Origin of the sequence: Pseudomonas fluorescens (assembly GCF_019212185.1) — a bacterium.
Classification (GTDB): Bacteria; Pseudomonadota; Gammaproteobacteria; order Pseudomonadales; family Pseudomonadaceae; genus Aquipseudomonas.
Genome location: NZ_CP078138.1, coordinates 2,748,100 through 2,769,090, shown reverse-complemented (window position 1 = coordinate 2,769,090; position 20,991 = coordinate 2,748,100). Strand labels below are relative to the sequence as shown.

The 20,991-nt window shown below is 64.2% G+C and carries 19 protein-coding genes; 5 read left to right on the top strand and 14 right to left on the bottom strand.

The window, feature by feature from the left end:
* Positions 1-44 precede the first annotated feature (44 nt).
* The 12 genes from KW062_RS12635 to KW062_RS12580 all read right to left on the bottom strand — a co-directional run bounded on the left by KW062_RS12635 (position 45) and on the right by KW062_RS12580 (position 14,148).
* Positions 45-839, bottom strand: a complete 795-nt coding sequence (locus tag KW062_RS12635; RefSeq protein ID WP_027620265.1) for a cyclase family protein — start codon at positions 837-839, stop codon at positions 45-47.
* The gene (locus KW062_RS12630) at positions 817-1,821 is read right to left on the bottom strand and encodes an NAD-dependent epimerase/dehydratase family protein (RefSeq protein WP_105755582.1); all 1,005 of its coding nucleotides are present in this window, start codon (positions 1,819-1,821) and stop codon (positions 817-819) included. Before KW062_RS12630 ends, KW062_RS12635 begins: the two co-directional genes overlap by 23 nt.
* Positions 1,822-1,831: 10 nt before the next feature.
* A complete protein-coding gene (locus tag KW062_RS12625; protein WP_105755581.1) occupies positions 1,832-2,815 on the bottom strand; it encodes a fumarylacetoacetate hydrolase family protein in 984 nt (327 codons plus the stop codon).
* On the bottom strand, positions 2,812-3,393 hold the full coding sequence (locus KW062_RS12620) for a cupin domain-containing protein (protein ID WP_105755580.1): 582 nt from the start codon (positions 3,391-3,393) through the stop codon (positions 2,812-2,814). The genes KW062_RS12625 and KW062_RS12620 overlap by 4 nt, the downstream gene beginning before the upstream one ends.
* 13 nt (positions 3,394-3,406) lie before the next feature.
* The gene (locus KW062_RS12615; RefSeq protein ID WP_105755579.1) at positions 3,407-4,651 is read right to left on the bottom strand and encodes an MFS transporter; all 1,245 of its coding nucleotides are present in this window, start codon (positions 4,649-4,651) and stop codon (positions 3,407-3,409) included.
* Positions 4,641-7,100, bottom strand: coding sequence for an efflux RND transporter permease subunit (locus KW062_RS12610; protein ID WP_105755578.1), 2,460 nt, complete (start codon positions 7,098-7,100; stop codon positions 4,641-4,643). Before KW062_RS12610 ends, KW062_RS12615 begins: the two co-directional genes overlap by 11 nt.
* 3 nt (positions 7,101-7,103) lie before the next feature.
* On the bottom strand, positions 7,104-8,210 hold the full coding sequence (locus tag KW062_RS12605) for a WD40/YVTN/BNR-like repeat-containing protein (protein ID WP_105755577.1): 1,107 nt from the start codon (positions 8,208-8,210) through the stop codon (positions 7,104-7,106).
* A 63-nt stretch (positions 8,211-8,273) separates the two neighbouring features.
* Positions 8,274-9,662 (bottom strand): DUF1329 domain-containing protein, encoded by a 1,389-nt coding sequence (locus tag KW062_RS12600; RefSeq protein WP_027620272.1) that lies wholly within the window; start codon positions 9,660-9,662, stop codon positions 8,274-8,276.
* Between the two features lie 12 nt (positions 9,663-9,674).
* Positions 9,675-11,372 (bottom strand): DUF1302 domain-containing protein, encoded by a 1,698-nt coding sequence (locus tag KW062_RS12595; protein WP_105755576.1) that lies wholly within the window; start codon positions 11,370-11,372, stop codon positions 9,675-9,677.
* 57 nt (positions 11,373-11,429) lie between these two features.
* On the bottom strand, positions 11,430-12,554 hold the full coding sequence (locus KW062_RS12590; protein ID WP_105755575.1) for an FAD-dependent oxidoreductase: 1,125 nt from the start codon (positions 12,552-12,554) through the stop codon (positions 11,430-11,432).
* Between the two features lie 87 nt (positions 12,555-12,641).
* Entirely contained in the window at positions 12,642-13,052 is a 411-nt protein-coding gene (locus KW062_RS12585) for a Rieske (2Fe-2S) protein (protein WP_105755574.1), read from the bottom strand.
* 157 nt (positions 13,053-13,209) lie between these two features.
* Entirely contained in the window at positions 13,210-14,148 is a 939-nt protein-coding gene (locus KW062_RS12580) for a VOC family protein (protein ID WP_027620276.1), read from the bottom strand.
* Between the two features lie 257 nt (positions 14,149-14,405).
* Here KW062_RS12580 and KW062_RS12575 point away from each other — a divergent pair, with 257 nt between their 5' ends.
* On the top strand, positions 14,406-15,368 hold the full coding sequence (locus KW062_RS12575) for a LysR family transcriptional regulator (RefSeq protein ID WP_027620277.1): 963 nt from the start codon (positions 14,406-14,408) through the stop codon (positions 15,366-15,368).
* 58 nt (positions 15,369-15,426) lie between these two features.
* Positions 15,427-16,584, top strand: coding sequence for an alpha/beta hydrolase family protein (locus KW062_RS12570; protein WP_105755573.1), 1,158 nt, complete (start codon positions 15,427-15,429; stop codon positions 16,582-16,584).
* A 155-nt stretch (positions 16,585-16,739) separates the two neighbouring features.
* On the opposite strand, the gene KW062_RS12565 is transcribed toward KW062_RS12570, so the two are convergent.
* Positions 16,740-17,123 carry a nuclear transport factor 2 family protein gene (locus tag KW062_RS12565; protein ID WP_027620279.1) on the bottom strand — a complete coding sequence of 128 codons (384 nt, stop codon included), beginning with the start codon at positions 17,121-17,123 and terminating at the stop codon, positions 16,740-16,742.
* Positions 17,124-17,372: 249 nt separating this feature from the next.
* On the opposite strand from KW062_RS12565, the gene KW062_RS12560 reads away from it, so the two are divergent.
* The gene (locus KW062_RS12560) at positions 17,373-18,722 is read left to right on the top strand and encodes a metal-dependent hydrolase family protein (RefSeq protein ID WP_105755572.1); all 1,350 of its coding nucleotides are present in this window, start codon (positions 17,373-17,375) and stop codon (positions 18,720-18,722) included.
* 11 nt (positions 18,723-18,733) lie between these two features.
* Positions 18,734-19,180 carry a GlcG/HbpS family heme-binding protein gene (locus KW062_RS12555; RefSeq protein WP_105755571.1) on the top strand — a complete coding sequence of 149 codons (447 nt, stop codon included), beginning with the start codon at positions 18,734-18,736 and terminating at the stop codon, positions 19,178-19,180.
* Here the strand turns inward: KW062_RS12555 and KW062_RS12550 are convergent.
* Entirely contained in the window at positions 19,165-20,100 is a 936-nt protein-coding gene (locus tag KW062_RS12550) for a LysR family transcriptional regulator (RefSeq protein ID WP_105755570.1), read from the bottom strand. The genes KW062_RS12555 and KW062_RS12550 overlap by 16 nt on opposite strands.
* A 265-nt stretch (positions 20,101-20,365) precedes the next feature.
* Between KW062_RS12550 and KW062_RS12545 the strand changes: the two genes are divergently transcribed.
* Positions 20,366-20,986, top strand: a complete 621-nt coding sequence (locus KW062_RS12545) for a LysE family translocator (RefSeq protein WP_105755569.1) — start codon at positions 20,366-20,368, stop codon at positions 20,984-20,986.
* The last annotated feature ends 5 nt before the right edge of the window (positions 20,987-20,991 follow it).

Here is a 20,991-nt window from a genome sequence, read left to right as displayed (position 1 = left end):
GGGTTCTCTCTTCTTATGCTTTTGATCAAAGGCTGATGCGCGCCCTACTCTTCGAAAATCGCCACCGCCCGGACAAACCCGGCTGACGCATGCTTGATCTTGTAGGGGAAGCACGAGACCTGGAAACCACTGGCCGGCAAGGCCTCAAGGTTAGCCAGTTTTTCCATCTGCCCGTAACCGATATCGCGCCCGGCCTTGTGCCCTTCCCAGATGATCGAGGCGTCGCCGTTGGCGGCGAAACGCTCGCGGGTGTACTTGAACGGCGCGTCCCAACTCCAGGCGTCGGTGCCGACCACCCGCACCCCACGTTCCAGCAGGTACATCGTCGCTTCACGACCAATACCCACGCCAGCATCGAGGTAGCCCGGCTGGCCGAACAGCGCGCCGGCGCGGGTGTTGACCAGCACGATGTCCAGCGGCTGCAGCTCATGGCCGATGCGCGCCAGCTCGGCTTCGATTTCGACGGCGGTGACCACATGCCCATCTTCCATATGCCGGAAGTCCAGCTTAACTCCCGGTTGCAGGCACCAGTCCAGCGGCAACTCGTCGATACCGAAGGCCGGTTGGCCGCCGTCGGTGGTCGACGCGTAATGCCAGGGCGCGTCCATGTGCGTGCCGCTATGGGTGGTGATCTGCAGGCGCTCGGCAGCCCAGGATTCGTTGCCCGGCATCTGTTCCAATTGCAGGCCCGGGAACATCGCGGCCATTTCCGGCCAGCCCTGCTGGTGATCCATGTAGTCGATCTTCGGCAGCAGCGGCGGCGGATCGGTGTAGGGGTTGTTGTCGAGGGTCACCGACAGGTCAACGAGGCGGCGTTTACGCGTGTTTGGCAGTGACATCAAGGGTCTCTCCGGTCAGCGGCAAGTGTTTGGGGGCCGCGGGATTAAGGGCGTTGCGTACCAGGGCGGTGGCGTTGCGGTCGTGCTGGAAGCCGGCGGCGCGGGCGTGCGGGGTTTTCAAAGCGGGCATCTTGCCGAACAAGGCTTCAAGCCCGGCGTCAGGGCCGAAACTGATCCGTGTGCGGCGTTCCTCGCCGTAGCGTTCGGCCAGGGCGTCGATCACTTGGGCGATGGACAACTGCAACACCGGCAGCTGCCACACCCGCTGTGGGCCCAACACCGCGCCGTCCAACTCGGCGGCGTGGATCAGGTTGTTTACGCAGCAGCGCGCCGACATCCACCAGGCGGTGGCTTGCGGCGACACCGGGCAGCAATAAGCCTCGCCCTCGGCAAAAGCCCACATCAGGTCGCTCATGAACGCCGAGCGCAGGCCATTGGGCTCGCGGGGCCGGGCGACGATGCCCGGCAGGCGCAACGCTCGGCCATCGACCTCGCCGCGCCGGGCCAGGTCATTGATCGCGCATTCGACCATGGCCTTGTGGGCGCCATAGGACAGTTCCGGTCGCAGTTCGGCGCTCTCGCTCATCCGCGCCGGCAACTGCCCGCCATACACCGCGACGCTGCTGGCGTACACCAGCACCGGCGGCCGGCGCTTGTTGCGCAGTTGGTTGAGCAGTTCCAGGCTGGCCAACAGATTGACCTGATAGCCGAGGTCGTATTGCTCTTCCGCCGCGCCGCCGGGGATGCTCACCAGATGGAATACGACGTCTATGCCATCGGCCAGCACCCGACGCATCAACGCCGGATCGGTGACGCTGCCGAAATGCCGGCGCACTCGGGTGTCATCCGGCAGGCCGTGGAGGTCGCGATCCAGCACCAGCAAGGCGTCAATCGGCTGTCCACGCAGGCTGCCACGCGCCAACAGACAGCGCACCAGTTCGCGACCGACAAAACCATTGGCGCCGGTAATCAACACTCGCATAAGCGGCTCCTCAGCCCCGGGCCTGGACGACGCATTGATCGATGGCGCCGAACAACGACTGGCCGTCGCTGCCCAGCACATCCATATGCACCCGGTCACCAAAACGCATGAAACCGGTGCGTGGGCTGCCGTGCTCGATCATCTCGATTGCCCGGCGCTCGGCAATGCACGCCGAGCCGGCGCTGCGTTCGGCATTCGACACCGTGCCGGAGCCGATCAAGGTGCCCGCGCCGAGGCGGCGAGTCAGCGCCGCATGGGCGATCAGTTGGCCGAAATCGAAGTTCATTTGCCCGCCGTGGGGATGGCCGAACCACTCACCGTTCCAGTGCACCTGCAATGGCAGGTGCACCCGGCCGTCGTACCAGGCTTCGCCCAGTTCGTCCGGGGTAATCGCCAGCGGCGCGAAACTGGATGACGGCTTGGCCTGGAGGAAACCGAAGCCGGTGCGCATTTCCCGGGGGGCCAGGGCACGCAGGCTGACGTCGTTGATCTGCAGCACCAGCTTGATGTGCTGCAACGCGGTTTGCGCATCGCAGCCCAGCGGCACATCATCCACCAGCACCACGAACTCGCCTTCGAAATCGATGCCCTGGCTTTCGCTCGGCAGCGCGATCTCGTCACGCGGGCCGATGAAGTCGTCACCGGCGCCCTGGTACATCAGCGGCGTACTTTCGGCGCCATCGATGGGGTCGAGGTTGAAGGCTTTTTGCATCAGTGCGCCGTGGCTGAGGAAGGCCGAGCCGTCGCACCACTGGTAGGCGCGTGGCAAGGGGGCCATGGCCTGCGCCGGATCGAAGGCGAAGGCATCCGGTGCTGCGCCATCGTTCAACTGGCGAGACAAAGCCTGCAGGCGCGGCTCGCAGTCGCTCCAGTGTTCGATGGCGCGTTGCAGGGTCGGCGCGACGCTACTGGCGTCCAAAGCCCAGGCGTGATCCCGGGAAACCACCACCAGACGTCCATCACGGGTGGCATTTTTCAAGGTAGCGAGTTTCATGCCGAGGCTCCCAGGCGGTCGTTCAATTCGGCGGCATAGCGGCCGTCGAGCAGGATGAACACCATGCGCGCCATGGCGTCGGTGCGGTTGCTCCAGGCGTGGTTGGTGCCGCGTTGCACCACCACGTCACCACGCTTGAGGTGCACCTCTTCCTCGTCGAGCACCAGCCACACTTCACCCTCGGTGACGATGCCGTAGTCGAGGGTCTCGGTGCGGTGCATCAATTTGTGCCGTGAATTGGCCTGGCCGGTGCCGGCGTGGGACTGGCCGATTTCGGCGAAGACGGCGGCGGCCTCCTCGGCGCTGACCTGGTTCTGCACGCTGTCCGGCGGAATATCCACCACGCGGATCACGCTGCCCTGGGGCCCAGGGCTGAGTTGCAGGGGTTTGCTGGTGGGGTCGCTGGCGTTGTCCAGCGGCACCGGGCTGGCGCTGCTGTTCCACAGTTCATGAAACACCGTGCCGGGCACCGCCGACAGCGGGAATACGTTGGGCGTCGGGCCGGTGCTGGCGACGATGGCCAGGCCCTGCTGGTTGTGACCGGTGACCACGCGTTTGAATTCGGGAAGCGCTTGCATGGAAAATCCTCGTTCAATTTCCGTTGCCGATGGTCGAACCACCGACATCAACATTCGTGCGCTGCGCCAGGCCCGCGAGTCGCGGCAGCGCCAGGCAAACCAGCGCCACCAGCAGTTGCAGCCCGCCGATGATGGCCAAGGCAAAAGGCAGCACCGCAGCCTCGCCATGGGTGATGCCGAGCACCACCAGCGGGCTGATGAATTCGCCGGCGAAGATCGCCGCGGTGAAGCAACCAGCCGCCCGACCGCGCTGGTGGAAGCTCACCTGGGCCATGATCCAGGTGATCAAGGTCGGCAACATCAGGCCGATGCCCAGGCCGTTGATGGTCACGGCGACCACCACCTGCACGTGGCTCTGGGCGCTGGCCATGAGCAAGCCGCCGAGGCCTGCCAGCACATAGGCAATCAGCAGCAGGTACTGGCCACGCAGGCCGCTGAGCAGACGGAAACTCAGGGCGCCGATCAGCACCCCCAGTTGGTTGGCACCCATGGTCATGCCGATCTGCTCCGGCGCATCGACGTGCAGCAGGTTGAGCAGATAACCGGCCTGCACCGGAACGATGAACAGGCTCAGGCCGGCCAGTAGCGACAGCCCGTACAAGGGTGCAAGTGCACGCCATGGAAACCGAGCTGCCACCGGCATCGTTTGCGCTGACTGCACACGAGCCTGCGGCTCCCACAGCAGCCAGGCCATCAGCGGCAGGAACACCAGGCCGACGGCGTACAAGGCAAACGGTGTGCGCCAATCGTTTTGCCCGAGGAATCCGCCGAGGGCGATAAACACCGCCGCCGACAGCGAGGTGGCGACCATTTGCAGGGCAAACAAACGCTCCCGTCGAGCGCCGCTGTAGTAGTCGCCCATCAGCGTGGTGCAACAGGTCATGATCCCCGCCTCGGCCAGACCGATGCCGGCGCGGCTGAGGACGATTGCCGGCAGCGACTCGAGCCACAGCGGCAGTACGCCGCAGAGCACGTACAGCAGCATGCTCGCCAACAGCAGCGGCTTGCGCCCGAGGCGGTCGGCGATGATCCCGGCAAATGGCGCCAGCAAGGCAATCACCAGCGCCGGCAAGGTCAACACCACCGGCACCAGCACCGCACTGCCCGGCACTTCGGCAAAATGCGCTTGCATCCTTGGTAACACCGGGGCCAGCAACACTGCGCCCAGCACCGGCAGACAGCTGCCCAGCAGCAACAGCAGCGACTGCGGCCAGCCGGCCTGGCGGCTCGGGCTTTCTATAACGGCATTAGCGGGCATGGCAAGGCTCCGAGATACGCGAGTGATGGACAGGGGCGACCGGTGCCGCTTCAGAAACGCTGGCGTTGTCTACCGTGACGGTTGCCTCACGGCGCACCGGCAACAGGAAGTACGCCAGCGCCGGCAGCAACAGCAGCGCGCCGACCATGTTCCAGACGAACATGAACGCCAGCAGCACGCCCATGTCGGCCTGGAATTTGATGGGTGAGAAGATCCAGGTGGCGACGCCGATTGCCAGGGTGATACCGGTCAGCATCACCACTCTGCCGGTGGACACCAGTGCCCGGTAATAGGCCTCGGACAGGCTCGCGCCCTGGCGCAGATGGCTGAGCAGGATGCTCATCACGTACAGCGCATAGTCGACGCCAATGCCCACGCCCAGGGCGATGACCGGCAGCGTGGCGACCTTGACCCCGATGTTCAGCCAGACCATCAGCGCCTCGCAGAGGATCGAGGTGAGCATCAGCGGAATCACCGCACACAGGGTCGCGCGCCAGGAGCGGAAGGTGATCAGACACAGCACAATCACCGCGCCGTAGACCCACACCAGCATCTCGCGGTTGGCCTGCTTGACCACAATATTGGTCGCGGCTTCGATCCCGGCGTTACCGGCGGCGAGAAGGAACTGCACCTCGGCGGTGTTGTTCGCCACGGCAAATTTTTCCACGTGCTCGACCAGCCGGGTCAGGGTTTCGGCCTTGTGGTCGGTGAGGTAGGCGTACTGGGTCAGCAGGCTGCAGTCTTCGTTGTACAGGCCGCGTGGCGCACTGGCGGTGATCATGTTGAGCATCGCCTGGTTGTTCTGCAGCTCGTACCACTTGGGGTTACCTTCGCTGAGGCCGACCAGCATGCGCCGGTTGAGCAGCGCCAGCGAGTTGGTCGAATCGACACCCGGCAACGCGCGCAGCTGCCAATCCAGGGCATCGACCTTGGCGAGGATGTCGTAGCGGGCACAGCTGCCGGCCGGGGTCTTGACCATCACCGCGAACAGGTCGCTGCTGGCGCCGTAGTGCCGGGTCAGGTAGGCGTCATCCTGGTTGTAGCGCGAGTCGGCGCGCAGCTCCGGGGCGCCGGCGTCGAGGTCACCGATTTTCAGTTGCAGGCTGACAATGAAACCCAGGGCGGCCAGCGCCAGGCTGATGGCGATGCACAGGCTGGCCCAGCGGCGCTGGGTGAACAGGTCGAGAAAGCGCCAGAACGCATGGCGTACCTGGCCGCCCTGCTCGGCCTGTTCGCTCTTCAGGCTCAGCTGCGCCGCGCGGGGTGAAACGCCGACATAGGAGAGCAACACCGGTAGCAGGATCAGGTTGGTGAAGATCAGCACCGCGACGCCGATGCTGGCGATCACCGCCAGGTCCTGGATCACCTGGATCTTGATCAGCATCAGCACCGCAAAGCCCACCGCGTCACACAGCAGCGCGGTCAGCCCGGCGAGGAACAACCGGCGGAAGGTAAAGCGCGCCGCCACCACCCGGTGCATGCCGCGCCCGATGTCCTGCATGATGCCGTTCATTTTCTGCGCGCCGTGGCTCATGCCGATGGCGAACACCAGGAACGGCACCAGCACCGAATACGGGTCCAGCTGGTAGTCGAGCAAGGGCAACAAACCGAGCTGCCAGACCACCGCCACCAGCGAGCAGAGCACCACCAGCAGGGTGCTGCGCAGGCAGCGGGTGTACCAGTAGAGCACGGCCGTGGTGATCAGGATCGCCACGGCGAAGAACAGCAGGATCTGCTTCAAGCCATCGATCAGGTCGCCGACTTTCTTCGCGAAGCCGGTGATATGGATGTCGATATTGGCGTTTTGATAAGTGCTGCGCAGGCTCTCCAGTTGCCCTGACAACACCGCGTAATCCAGCGGCTTACCGTCAGCGGTTGTGGCCAGCAGCGGCACGTAGATGATGCTCGAGGTCTGGTCGAAAGCCACCAGTTGCCCGAGCTCATTGGAGCGCTGCACGTTGCGCTTCAAGGCTTCGAGGTTGGCGGCGCTGCCGCTGTAGTCGTCGGGGATCACCGGGCCGCCATCGAGGCCGTCCTCGGTGACCGCGACCCAGCGGGTGGCCGGGGTCCACAGCGATTTCATGTAGGCACGATCGACGCCCGGCAGCAGGTACAGCTTGTCGCTCAGGGCCTGCAGGGTCTTCAGGTATTCGGCGTCGTAGATCGAGCCCTGACGGTTGGCGACCACGATGCGCAGCGCATTACCGAGGCCAGTGAGCTGCTTCTGATGCTCAAGGTAGTTGGCAATGTAGGGTTGCTGGGTCGGGATCATTTTCTCGAAGCTGGCGTTGAGCTCGATCCGGGTCGCTTGATAACCCAGCACCAGGGTGGTCAGCACACACACCAGCAACACCCACAGGCGGTGGTTGAACAGCGTGCGCTCGACCACCGAGCCGGAGCGTGGATCGAAATTCGCCAGGCTGGCCGTGGCGTTGTCGAAAGACTTCATGACTCACTCCGAAGCGGTGGTGACGGACGGCGGCAGGCGCGTCAGTCCAGTGAAACCAGCCAGGGTCAGGCTGCCGTCGGCGGCCTCGATCACGCTGGCGACGGGCTTGCCCAAAGGCTTGCCGTAAGGCTGGAGCAAGGCGCCAGGTTGACCGCTGGTGCGAAACAGCGCGCCGCTCTGATTGACCAGCAGCAGTTGGCCGTCGGCGCTGCGGATGGCATCGCTGAACGACACCGGCATGTTCACCGGCACAGGCTGGAAGCTCTGGCCAAGGTCGCTGGAAGCAAAGGCATTGCCCTTGAGGCCGGCCACCAGCAGCACACCGTCATCGCGCAGTTGCAGGGTGAAGAAACTCCCCGGGTACGGGCTTTGCAACTGGCTGAACGAGTGCCCGCCATCATCGGAACGGGCCACAAAACCCTGTTCGCCAGCGAGGAACCAGTGCTCGCCTTGCTGGGCGATGGCCGACAGGTGCGCGCCCATGGGGTTGTCGATCTGGCCCATCAGCGAGTGCCAGCTGTTGCCGCCATCCTCGGTGCGCAGGGCCAGGCCGTAGGCGCCGACAATCAGGCCGTGTTGGGCGTCGATGAATTGCAGGGCGAGAAACGGCTTGTCAGCACCTTCGGCCACCAGCCGCTCGGCGGTTTGCAGGCGGGCGCTGGCAGCGTCCTGGTCGCTGGCCTTGGGCAGTTCCTCGGTGGCGGCGGCCAGTTCGAGTTGCGCTGCACGCACCCCGTCCAACTGCACCCGCCAGTGTTCACCGCCATCGCGGGTGGCGAGCACCACACCGCCGTGCCCCACCGCCCAACCCTGCTCGGCGTCGACAAACTGCACCGCCGTCAGGCTGACCGACACCGGCACCTCCGCCTGGCGCCAACTCAGGCCGTTGTCATCGGACAGCAGGACGATGCCCCGCTCCCCCACCGCCACCAGCCGCGCGCCGGCACGGGCCAGGTCCAGCAGCACTGCGGAGGTCGCCTGCGGTGCCTGCATCGCCGGGGTGGCGAGCGCGTCGCCCACCGCCGCGGCCTGCGCCAGGCCCATTGGCAAGATCAAAGGCAGCGCCACACGCCAGAGCAGCCGCCCCACGCGCCGACAAATTCTGTTCATACCCACCTCGAAAAACCGATTGAAAGCGGATCGCGCCGTACCCGCCGCGATCCGCCCGGACACTCATCGAACCCCGGCACCCGCCATCGCCGCTGGCGAGAACTCGGAAGCGCGGTAGCGATCGACCAGGCCGTACTGCTCTGGCAGGCCGGTGTAGACGTTCTGGATAAACCAGGCGCCGGAAGTCAGGTCGTAGAAGCCCGAGGACAGCTGAGCTTGCGCAGGCAGGTCAGGCAGTACGGCAGGCAAGGACCACAGGGTCTTGGCCAGTTGGCCGTTGGCGTCCCAGCGGTCGCCGAGCATGGCTTGCCAGGTGTCTTCGTCGAGGTAGTAGCGGCCCTTCGGCAACTGGTGACGCTTGCCCGGCGCCAGATCGGCTTCAACCACCCACACGCGGTGCAGTTCCCAGCGCACGTAATCCGGGTTCAGGTGGTGGGCGAGGAACAGGTCTTCGGGTTTCGCCGCCGCCTGCACCTTGTTGGTGTTGTAGGGGATGTACATCTCCTGCTTGCCCACCAGCTTCCAGTTGAAGCGGTCCATACGGCCCTGGAACACGCTCAATTCATCGAACGACATGACCCCGGCAGTCGCCGGCGTCGGCGTGTCGCAGCAGGCATTCGGCAGCTTGCGCACGCGGCGTTGCCCGGTCAGATAGACGTGGGCCTGGGACAGGTCGCCATTGATATTGGTGCGGCCCATGATCTGCTCGCCGGCACGCAACGGCGGGCCGACGTTGAGCAGGCGGAACAACCAGTAGTCACCAGCGAAGGATTCCGGCGTGCCGTCCTGGTAGTAGTAGGGCATTTCCTGGATGGCCTGGCCGTCGGTGGTCATCACCTGCTTGCCATCGGCGGTCATCAGGTAGTGACGGAAGTGCATCGAAATCGAAGTGCCGCGCCAGTTGAGGACGTGGTTCCACATGGCTTCGGCGCCGTTCTGCGGGATCGGGAACGGGATGCCGCCATAGGCCCCTTCGGGCACCGGCCCGGCGCTGCTCTCCACCAGTTTGGCGCGTGTCGCGTTTTTCAGCGTGTTGTCGTAGACCCACTGCGGCGCGGCGGCGGTGCGCCGGGTCTGATAGACATCGATGCGGTAGGTGTCAGGGAAACGCTTGAACATTTCCAGGGTGCCGGCGCTGAGCTTGCCGGCGTACTGCGCGAGGTTTTTCGAGGTGATGCTGAACAGCGGTTTGTCGGCAGCGAACGGGTCGGAACGCTTGCCGCCCTCTTTGAAGGACGGGTCGACCTTGGTGTAGCCGCCGTCCCAGGCCGGGATCGAGCCATCGGCGTTGCCGGCGCGTTCGGCGCCGAACGGGGTCAGATTTTTCGACAGTTTGGCTGCGTCTTCAGCCGTCGCCGCCAGGGTCATCTGGCTGCACAGGGTCAGGCTGCCGAGCAAGGCAAAGCACAGGGTCCTGAGCTTGAACGCCCCGGATTTATTGTTATGGGTCATGCGCAAGTCCTCTTAAAACGTGGTCTTGATGGAGAAGGCAAGGTAGTCCCGGTCTTTCAGCGCTTGCTTGAAATTGAACTGGCTGACGCCGTTGAGGTTGGTGTCCTCGGGGCCGTAGTAGTGGGTGTAAGTGAGGCCGGCGGTGACCCGGTCGAGGTAGGTGGCGGTGATGCCGATGTTCATGTCGCCGCCGCGATCGGCGCCGAAGGTGCTGACCACCGCCGACTTGCCCAGGGGGAAGTAGCTGAGGCCGACCGGCAGACTGATGTCGACGCCGGAGAAAAACTGCCGGTAGGTCGGGGTGTAGACCACCTTGAAACCGAGGCCGTCATCGGTGGCGCCGGGGTCCAGTGCCTCACGGTTTTTGGTGACGCTGAGCAGGCGGTTCCAGGCGATTTCGCCGACCAGGCCGGACTCCCTGGCGATGAAGTTGGGACCGAACGACGCCAGCACGTTGAGGTTGACGTGAGCGGTGCGGCCGACGGCGTACAGCGGGTGATCGTCGTTGTCGGCTTCGACCCCGGGCAGCACGGTCTGGCCGTTGGAAACCAGCGGCATGTTCCAGCGCATCGAGGCTTCACCGGCGAAGCTGTACTCCTCGACCGTGGTGGAAAAGCTGGCGCCGAAGGCTCGGATGTCTTCCGGATAGACCCAGTAATACTCGCCGATCTGCCCGGTGCTGAAGTTCGGCGCACCGGTAGAGGGTCGCAGGTACAGTTTGGGCGTCTTGTCGTGGTACTGGATCGCGTACAGGCCGTACTCCACCGTCTCGGCGTTGTACTTCAACTGCAGGCCGCCCTGCCCCGAGCTGCGCGCTTCCTTGTCGTTGCCGTGGAAGAACGCCGCCGGGCTGCCTGGATTGCCGCCGAGGAATGCCGGGAATGGCGCGCCGACGATCAGCCGTTCGTTGCCTTCGCCAATGGTGTCGCTGGTGGAGAAGTAGCTGCCGGCACCCGGCAGGCGGGTCTGCTCCCATTCGAGCTGGTAGTAGGCGCCAAGTGACACGTCGTCAGTGAGCTGGAAAGTACCCGAGAGTTGATTGACTGGGCGGGTGATTTCCTTGAACTGGGTGTTGGGCACCGACTGCGCCTTGACCACGTCCACCGGGCTCATGCCACCGGCAATGCCGTTGGCGCCGAAGAACAGGCTTTCACCCCAGACCAGGCCGTGGCGACCGGCGCGGAACGAGGTAGCGTGCTCGGCCAGTTCGCCGTTCCAGTAGACGAAGGCATCCAGCAATTCGCCGTCGCCGCCGTGCAGGTGGCGGGTGTCGTCGGTGAACTGGTCGTAACCCACCGAACGGGCGTTGGCCCGCGCCGGATTGTCGTTGTCGTTGTCATCCTGGTAGACGGTGTCGTACCAGGCGGCGCCACTGAGGCGCGTGCCGACGTTTTTAAACGACATGTCCAGCTCGGAGAGGATGTCGGTACGGTTGGAGATCAGGCCTTTTTCGAAAGCCCGATCGCCGTCGTCCTGGTTCAGCGCCACCTGCCCTTCAGTCAGTTTGTGGCTGGGATTCTGGGTGCGCCAGGCCGCGCTGTACTTAACCGTGTTATCCCAGCGCAGCTTGAAATCCGGATTGCCGGTGTCGACCTGGAAGGCCTGTGCGGCCTGGCTGCACAGCACCAGGGCGGCGGCCAGACTGAAAGCAAAGGGTGCAGACGTGCAGACCGGGCGGCGCGCAAGCGTCGCAGTCGGGGAACTAACCATCGCGTTAACCTCTTGTTTTTATAGTGGTAACTGCTGTGGGTGAAGGGCTGTGCCGAATCAGATCGGCTCCGCCGTCCGGGCGAGCATCTGCTTGACCAGGCCGATGCGGTCGAACTCGCGGTCGTGTTGCATTTCCTTGTCGCCGGCGAGGATCGAGCTTTCGCTGATGTACTTGCAGCGCTCGAAACGCCGCGCCATAAAGCGCTGCAGCTGCTGCTCGACGTCGCCGCCGGCGGTCAGTTCTTCGCTGAGGACGATGGCGTCTTCGATGGCCATGCCGGCGCCCTGGCCGAGGTGCGGGGTGGTGGCGTGGGCGGCGTCACCGATCAGCAGCACCCGCCCGCGGTACCAGGGCTCGTTGACGAACACCACTTCCATCGGCTTGTAGACCACCTGGCTGCTGTCGCTGATTTGCTCGCGCAATTCGCCGATCAGGCCGCTGAAGCCCTGCAGGCGCTGGCGCATCTGCTCGGCCAGGGTGGCTGGGTCCATCCATGGGTTGGTCGGTTCGTGGGAGGTCAGGAACAGGTACATCAGGTCACCGGCCAAGGGCACCAGACCGGCATTGCCTTCGGCGCTCTGGTAGTTGGCCAGGTGATCGATCTGCGGCGCACGCGGGAAGTTGTAGCGCCACACCGATTGGCCGGTGAAGCGCGGCTTGTAGGTGTCGCCAAAGATCAGGCCGCGAACTTTCGAGAACAGGCCATCGGCGCCGACCACCAGGTCGTACTCCGCGCGGCTGCCATCGGTGAACAGGACGTCGACCTTGTCGCCACGTTCGTCGAGGGTTTCAACGCTAAGACCCAGACGCACCTGGGCACCGAGTTGCAGGGTGGTTTCGCAGAGCACGTTGTGCAGTGCCAGGCGTGAAATGCCAACGTTGGCCGGGTACTCCGGGCCTGCCAGGCGCTGCCCCGGGATGCGCGCCAGTTGTTGGCCGGCCGGGCCGTAGATGGCGACGTCTTCGAAGGCGTAGGCGGCGTCGAGATAGCCGTCGAGCACGCCGAGCTTGGCCATCTCGCGGACCACGTTGCTCTGCTGGATGATGCCGACGCCGTACACCGTCCACTCCGACTTAAGCTCGACCAGATCGACCTCAATGCCCTTGCGCCGCAAGGCGATGGCCGCACACAGGCCGCCAATGCCACCGCCGACAATCAGAACTTTGCTCACTGCATTCATGGGGTTCTCACTTTTTATTCTTGTGGTTCGCTGCAGCGTCGGGCACTGCGTCGTTGGGTCCAGCTTCCCGGCAAAGCAGGGATTTGACTAATCGCGAGTAGGGATGTGATGTATCTGCAAACGCGATACCTCAAACGGCGGCGGATTTGTCTCCACGACCGGCATCCGCACCACCAGCCAGCCCTCCTCCACCCGCCACGGCAACGCCTCCAGTTGCTGCCCGAGACAGGGGCCGTAGACGCATTCCCCGGTCCCCGGCAGGAACTGCGCACCGTGGGCGTAACAGACGATCAACTGGCCGTCTGCGGATAAAAACCGGTCCTTGCGGTACTCCAGGCGCACGTCCAGATGGGGGCAACTGTTGCGGTAAATCCTTGGCTGTCCTTGGTGAATCAGGGCAAAGACACTGTCCTTGCCGCGCTGCAACGGATCGAATCCGCGGGCCTGGCCTTCGTGCAAATCGTCCAGCAGGCACAGTGGAAAATCGGCATGACTCATAATTAACCTCCACACACATACCCTGTAGGAGCGAGCCTGCTCGCGATGGTCGTCAACGATGACGCGTTCAATCTGGAGGAGCGCGGTGCCCTCAGGCTCATCGCGAGCAGGCTCGCTCCTAAAGGGGGTGGGTGGTGGCTGATCGCAAAACCCGTGGTCACACCCCCTTCGGCGGCGGCCCACCCGGTGCCCATTTGGCTTTCGAATTGAACAGGAACAGCTGCGAGTTATCCGCCGACAGCGGCGCGCGACGGGCCTCCCAGGCGTCGTCATGCTTGTCCATGTCCGCGTCGTATTCGATGTGGCAACCCAACGGGCTGTTGAAGTACCAGAACCAGTTGGAGCCAAACAGGTGACGGCCCGGGCCCCAGAAACTGGTCCAGCCTTTCTGCTCGAAGCGGGTGCCGGCCAGCAGCACTTCGGTGCCGCTGCCCATGTGGAAGGTGAAGTGTTCGCAGCCTTTCATGTGCGGTGGGGTCTGGATCATGAACAGGCAATGGTGATCGTCCGAGCCTGCCGGGCGCATGAACGGGCCGGCGCCGACAAAGGTGTCGGTGGTGCGGAAACCCAGGCGTTCGGCATAGAAGGCTTCGGCCTTGGCTGCGTCGGGCACGAAATACACCACATGGGACAAGGTGCGCGGCAGCGCCTGCATGTCGAGGGTGATCCCGGGCTGGTTCAGCGGCCTTTGCGGCGCGTGGCCGGCGGCGTTGCTCAGGTCGTCCGGGGCGCTGTACGGCCGGCGCACAGTGACCTGGAAGGCAATGGCAAAACCCATGTCGTCGACACTGTGCAGCACGCCGTTGTCGCGGCTGACCTGGCGATCGCGGGCCAGTTCGTCTTCGATGGCGTCGAGGTCGGCGGCGCTGGCAACGCCGTACACCGTCTCGCGAATCGATGGGCCTGGGCCGATGGCCGCAGGCAAGCTCGGGTCATCCGCCCGGCGAATGATCACGGCCGTGCCGTCCAGTGCTTCAAAGCGCCCGCCGTTGCTGTCGACGTCGACCGGCGCCAGGCCGTAGTCGCTCAGGCAAGCGCTACAGGCTTGGACGTCATCGACGCCAAAGATCAGGGCATCAAGACCAATGATGTTCATGGCTACCACTCCGTTGAAATTATTATCCGCAGACGGCGGCCGAACGCTCGAATCGGGCGTTGGGCGGCGCATGGAATCCGCGGGTGGTGTCGGCCACAGGTCCGACTGCGGCGAAGATTGACGTGGCGCAGGGCAGCTGACTAATCGCGAGTGGGGATGTGACCTATCGGCAAACGCGATACTTGCAGGCGGGGTTGACGGCACAATGAAATCACCGGAATGTATCGCGAAAATAAATACAAAAGCGGACATGCCTGATGCGTTTCAACCACCTGGACCTCAATCTGCTGGTGGCACTCGATGTCCTGCTCGAAGAGCAGAACATCACCCGTGCCGCCGAACGCCTGCACATGACCCAATCGGCCACCAGCGGCGTGCTCGGTCGGCTGCGCAACTACTTCGAAGACGAATTGCTGGTGCAGGTGGGGCGCAAGATGCAGCCCACGCCCTATGCGCAGGAGCTGGCCAAGCCGATCCGCGAAGTGCTGCTGACGATTCAGTCGTCAATCACCGCCAAGCCGGTGTTCGACCCCACCACCAGCAAACGCCACTTCCGCCTGGTGACCTCGGATTACCTGATCAGCGTGCTGTTCGCCCAGGTGATCCAGAAGATCCACCAGGAAGCGCCGAACATCACCTTCGAAATGCTCGGCCCCGGCGACAACTCCGGCGAGCTGCTGGTGCGCGGCGAGGTGGACCTGATGATCGTGCCCGAGCGCTACATCATCGACGGCCACCCGCACCAGTTGCTGTTCGAGGAAGAACACGTGTGCGTGGTGTGGAACGGCAATACCCTGGTCGGCGACAGCCTGAGCCTGGAGCAGTACATGGACATGGGCCATGTCTCGGTCGGGTTTGGCCGTACCCGGCACCTGAGCATCGAGGAGTGGTTCATGAATCAGTACGGCTTCAATCGCCGTATCGAGGTGATCACCAATGACTTCAACACCTTGCCGCAACTGGTGGTCGGCACCCAGCGCATTGCTACCATGCACCAGCGTTTGGCGCGGCTGTACGCCGAGCATTTGCCGCTGCGCATCCTCAATCCGCCGGTGAAAATCCCGGTGATGCGCGAGTGCATGCTCTGGCACCGCAGTGTCGACGGCGACCCGATGCACCGCTGGCTGCGCGAGCGCATCAGCGAGTTTGTCCAGCACCTGGAACAGGCTCCTATCGCCGCCGGTGATACCTCGCATCCCGAGTCACGATTGGTCAACTAGCCGGGGCGTCCTTAACGTGCCTTGAGAACGCCAAGGCAACCATAAGGACAACAACATCATGTTCCGCTACTTCCCAACCAATTACGTGTGGAATCTCTCCGTCAACCTGGCCATTGAAATGGGCGCGCGCATGGGCGAAATCGAAGAGATGTGCGCACCGCTGCAGGAAGCCGCCCTGCAACCCGATGCCGCGGGCACCAAGGCCTTTCGCGAGACCTGGGCGAAGATGGCCGACAAACTCTGCGGCCTGGCCGAGGAAGACGAAGGCCAGGGCCGTTTGCTCTCTGCCGGTGAAAAATACAACCGCGCCGCCACCTATTACCTCACCTGCGAGCGCCTGCAAGCCCATGGCGCGCCGGGCCGCAGCGAGCTGTACCAGCGTTTTCTGCAGACCTTCAAGCGTGGCATCGAGTTGTCGCGGGAGAACTGCGAGCGCGTTGAAATCCCATACGAGGGCAAACACATTTCCGGCTTGTTGGTGCGCGCCGAAGGCGTGAACGGCCCGGCGCCGATCCTGGTCCAGGTCAACGGCCTGGATTCCACCAAGGAAATGAAATACCGCGTCGGCCTGCCGGCCTGGCTGGCCAAGCGCGGCGTGTCATCGCTGATCATCGACCAGCCCGGCACCGGTGAAGCGCTGCGCCTGCACAACCTGATCGCCCGCTACGACAGCGAGCACTGGGCCAGCCGCGTGGTCGACTGGCTGGAAACCCGCAGCGACGTAGACGCCAAACGCATCGGCCTGGAAGGTGTATCGCTGGGCGGCTACTACTGCCCGCGCGCGGTGGCCTTCGAACCGCGCTTTGCCTGCGGCGTGGTCTGGGGCGCCAACCATGACTGGCGCGACGTGCAGAAGCGCCGCCTGGAAAAAGAAGGCAGCTTCCCGGTGCCGCACTACTGGGCGCACGTGCAATGGGTGTGGGGCGCCAAGGACATGGAAGCATTCATGGCGATCGCCGAGAACGTCCACCTCGACGGCGTGCTGGACCGGATCAAGGTGCCGTTCCTGGTCACCCACGGCGAAAAGGATTCGCAGATCCCGTTGAAATGGGCGCAGCGTACCTACGAGCAACTGGTCAACAGCCCCAAGCGCGAACTGAAAATCTTCACCGAACGCGAGGGCGGCGTGCAGCATTCGAGCTTTGACAACAGCATCAATGCCGGGCAGTACATTGCGGATTGGGTAGCGGAGAATCTGGGTGGTCACACCGCCTGACCGCCCTTTGTAGGAGCGAGCCTGCTCGCGATGAGGCCAGCAGCCAAACCGCATCAACTTCATCGCCAGCAGGCTGGCTCCTACAGATTCTGTGCAAGCTCCACAGAATCTGTGATCAGCAGCAAACCTGGGAGATCACTCCTACCAATGATGGGTCACATCGCCCGCGTCCCCTGAAACGAACTGATCTGCCAGCCCGCCTCCCCCAACGTCCACACCTGCGTGGCAAAGCCATCCCCGCGAATCGACTGCTCGCCGCCGCGTTTGCGCAGGGTATTGCATTGGCTGCCGGTCATCACCGCCAGGCGCTCGCCATAGAACCGAATCAGCAACTCGCCCCGCTCGATCTCCAGATACTCGACAGCACTTTTCGCGTACTCCAGGTACTGCGCCTTGTCTTGCACCAACCCGGTAGTGTGCACATACACCAGGTCATCGGCGAACAGCTCGGCGACCCGTGGATGGTCTTCTTCGATCAGCGCCCGACGGCGCTCCTGTTCAAGGGCCAGGAGTTGGTTTTTCAGCGTTTCGGTGGTCATGTCAGGCGCTCTCTGCGTGGATTGAGCGCGCACCATAGTCGGCAGCTCCGATCGACAAAAAATCGCCGATCACGATGCCAGCCATCGTCACTCGCGATACCCGCCCCGCAACATCGCCAAGGCCCACGGTGCCTGCCCCACAGCCACTATCGACCCCATCAATACCCAAGCATTGACGCAAGTTGCTGGTGCCCTCCCCGGCCGCGCCCTAGCCTCGCCCGGCATAACCAAAAACAACGTGAGAACGCCATGAACGCCCTGCACCTGAAATGCCAGACCCTGTTCGACGGGACGGGCCTGCACACCCGCCAACAGCAAACCCTGGTGGTGGAAAACGGCCTGCTGAGCTACGTCGGCCCCACCGCCATGGCCCCGCAGCCACAAGCGGGCGACCGCGTGGTGGATGCCGGCGACAACTTCGTCATGCCGGGCCTGGTGGACGTGCACACCCACCTGGCGTTCGGCAACGCCCAGAGCGAGGAAGACATCGATATCTGGACCAGCGACGAATTCCGTGCGCTGCGCGGGATGTTCTTCGCCCAACACGTGCTGGCTGCCGGCGTGACCAGCATGGTCTGCCCCGGCGACAGCGGCCAACTCAGCATTGCCGTGCGCAATGCGGTCGCGGCTGGCCTGTTCGAAGGCCCGCGGATTGCCGCCAGCAGCCGGGTGATCACCAATCGCCAGAGCCTCAACGACTGGTTCCCCAGCCGCGTCGGCGCCCCGGAATATTTCACCGCCCGCCTGGTCACCAGCCGCAGCGAAGCCCTGGCGGAAATCCGCAAGCAGGCCAAGGATGGCGTGGACCTGATCAAGATCGCCATGGATGGCACCCACCGCCGGCCCAATGGCGAAATCATCGCCGCATTCACCGCCGACGAAACCCGCGAGATGGTCGAAGAGGCCCATCGCCTCGGCTGCAAGGTGGCGACCCACGCCTACGGCCGCGAGGCGGTGATGTACGCCGCCCGCGCCGGGGTCGACCTGGTGTTCCACGCCTTCTATATGGACGACGCCTGCATCGAAGCCTTGCTCGAAGCCGGCAGCATCCTGGCGCCGACCATGACCTTCCCGCAGAACACCGTGGACTTCTGCCAGGCCCACGACCCGGCGATCAGCACCGGTTATGCCGGCTATTGCGCACGCACCCTGGAAGTCGGTTCAGCGGTGCTCAAGCGCGCCAAGGCCGCCGGCGTGCCTTTCGCCTGTGGCAGCGACAGCGGCTTTGCCGTGACCCCCTATGGCGAATGGCACGCCCGGGAACTGGAACTGCTGGTCAGCCGCCTCGGCTTCACCCCCGCCGAAGCCCTGTATGCCGCGACCGCCGTCGGCGCGCGCTGCATGCCCCGTGGCGAGACCCTCGGTTCACTGGAAGTGGGCAAGCAGGCCGATTTCCTGCTGCTCGACGGCTCGCCGCTGCAGGATATCCGCATCCTCCAGGACCGCTCGCGCCTCAAGGCGGTGTACAAGGCCGGCCAGCCGGTGCGCCTGGAACGCAGCCCCTACAACCCCAAGCAGGTGTCGGATTTCAACTCGCTGAAATGGACCGACCTGTACACCCGCGACCGCGTCGCCCAACTGGGCAAGTGGGCAATATGAGGACGGACAGCATGCGCACTCTGGATTTACACACCGCCGTCGAGATCGCCAGCAGCGCGATCCGCATCGCCCGGGACATCGGGGTCAAACCCTTGGCCGCCGTGGTACTGGATGCCGCCGCTCATCCACTGGCAATGTTGCGCGATGAACAGGCGAGCTTCCTGCGTCCGCAGATCGCCAACGGCAAAGCCCGTGGCTGCCTGGGCATGGGCTTTGGCGGGCGTGAGCTGGCCAGGCGGGCGCAGGCGATGCCGGCGTTTTTCGACGCGATCAACAGCCTGACCGCCGGCGAAGTGATTCCGGTGGCCGGCGGGGTGCTGATCCGCAATGCCGAAGGCATGATAGTCGGTGCCATCGGTATCAGCGGCGACACCTCGGACAACGACGAACGCTGCGCGGTGCAGGCCATCGAGCTGGCCGGGCTGGTGGCTGATACCGGCGATCAGTCGTCGGGTTGATCGAGCAACGCGGCCTGCTCCAGCAACAGGCCGCGAAACCACATCAGCGCCGGATCGCGCTCTTGATACGGATGCCATTGCAACACCTGCACGGCCTGCGGAAACGCCAACGGTGCGGGATGAATGCGCAGCCCATAGCGCTGGGCAAACCCCTCAGCCTGACGCCGGAACAGGGTGGCGATGCGCGCCGTACCGACGACGAATTCCGGCATCAGCGCAAAGCTTTCCAACGCCACTGCTACCCGCCGATCAATACCCAGCTCCTGCAGATGCAGGGCATCCATCGCCAGGTTGCGGCCGTCGGCGAACTCGCGGACCACATGTTCGGCGGCGCAGAAGTCCGCCAGGCTCAAGCCCTCGGCATACTGCGGCGCCTGCGCGCAGACCATGCAGCACAGCACGTCACTGATCAGCGGCACCTGGGGGTAGGCCGGGTTCAAACGACGTTGGGGCACGATCACACAATCGCTGCGCCGATAGTCGAGGGCTTCACTGACCACATCGCCGTCACGCGGCACCGGCAGATCGCGCAGACTCAAACGCACTCCCGGCGCCACCCGTGCGAGCTCGCGACTGATCGCCGGCAACAGCACCCCGGCCACATAGTCGGAGGCCACCAGGGTAAATTGCCGAGTGCAATTGACCGGGTCGAAATCCAGCGGCGCATCGACAATTTCACGGGTCAGCGCCAAGGCTTGCTGGACCTTGGGCGCCAACGCCAGGCCCATCGCCGTCGGCTCAAGACGCCGACCCACTTGCACCAGCAACGGATCATTGAAATGCTCGCGCAAACGCCCGAGCGCCGAACTGGTCGCTGACTGCCCCAGGCACAAGCGCTCGGCCGCCCGGCTGACGCTGCATTCGGTCAACAAGGCATCCAGGGCCACCAGCAGGTTCAGGTCAAGACGTCGGTAACGCATGCTGCAGCAGGCCTTTATTCGTCGAAGGCGCTAGGGTGACGTGGAGCAAAGGCGGCGGACCAATCGTGTGTCGAGATGGCAGGTAGTGGGGATTGCGATGCCTGGAGCTGCGCCCGCTGCGGCAGACTGGAAAACGCTGTGGGCGCTGGCTTGCCAGCGATGGCCGTCATTCGATAAGCCTGGCACACCGCACGCGGCTATCAGCCCCGCCCCCAATGATGCACACTCCCTCTTCGCCCCATCGCCCCTTCGCCCGGAGCCACCAATGGACCTCGCCACCCTGACCCTGCTCCTCCCCGCCTGCTTCGCCCTGAACATGGCGCCTGGCCCAAACAATCTGTTGTCGGTCAGCAATGCCACGCGCTACGGCTATCGCACCGCGTGCCTGGCCGGCGGTGGTCGGTTGCTCGCATTCGCCGCGATGATCGCCCTCGCCTCCGCCGGCCTGGCGGTGGTGTTGCAGACCTCGGAGTGGCTGTTCTACGGGATCAAGATCGCTGGCGCCGCTTACCTGCTGTACCTGGCCTGGCAGCTGTGGACCGCCGACGTGCAGGTCGAGGCCCAGACCAAGCGCAGCGAGGTTGGCTTGCTCGGGTTGGCGCGCCAAGAGTTTCTGGTGGCGGCGGGGAATCCAAAAGCCATCCTGATCTTCACTGCCTTCCTGCCGCAGTTCGTCGATCCAAGCCAGGCGGTCGCGCCGCAATTCGCCGTGCTTGGCGCATTGTTCCTGGCCCTGGAGTGGATCGCCATCGCGGCCTACGCCTACATGGGCCTGCACATGCGCCGCTGGTTCAGCCAGCCACGGGGCAAGCGCCTTTTCAATCGCTGCTGCGCCGGCCTGCTGTCGGCGGCGGCCAGTGTGTTGTTGCTGGCGCGTCGGGCCTGAGTTGT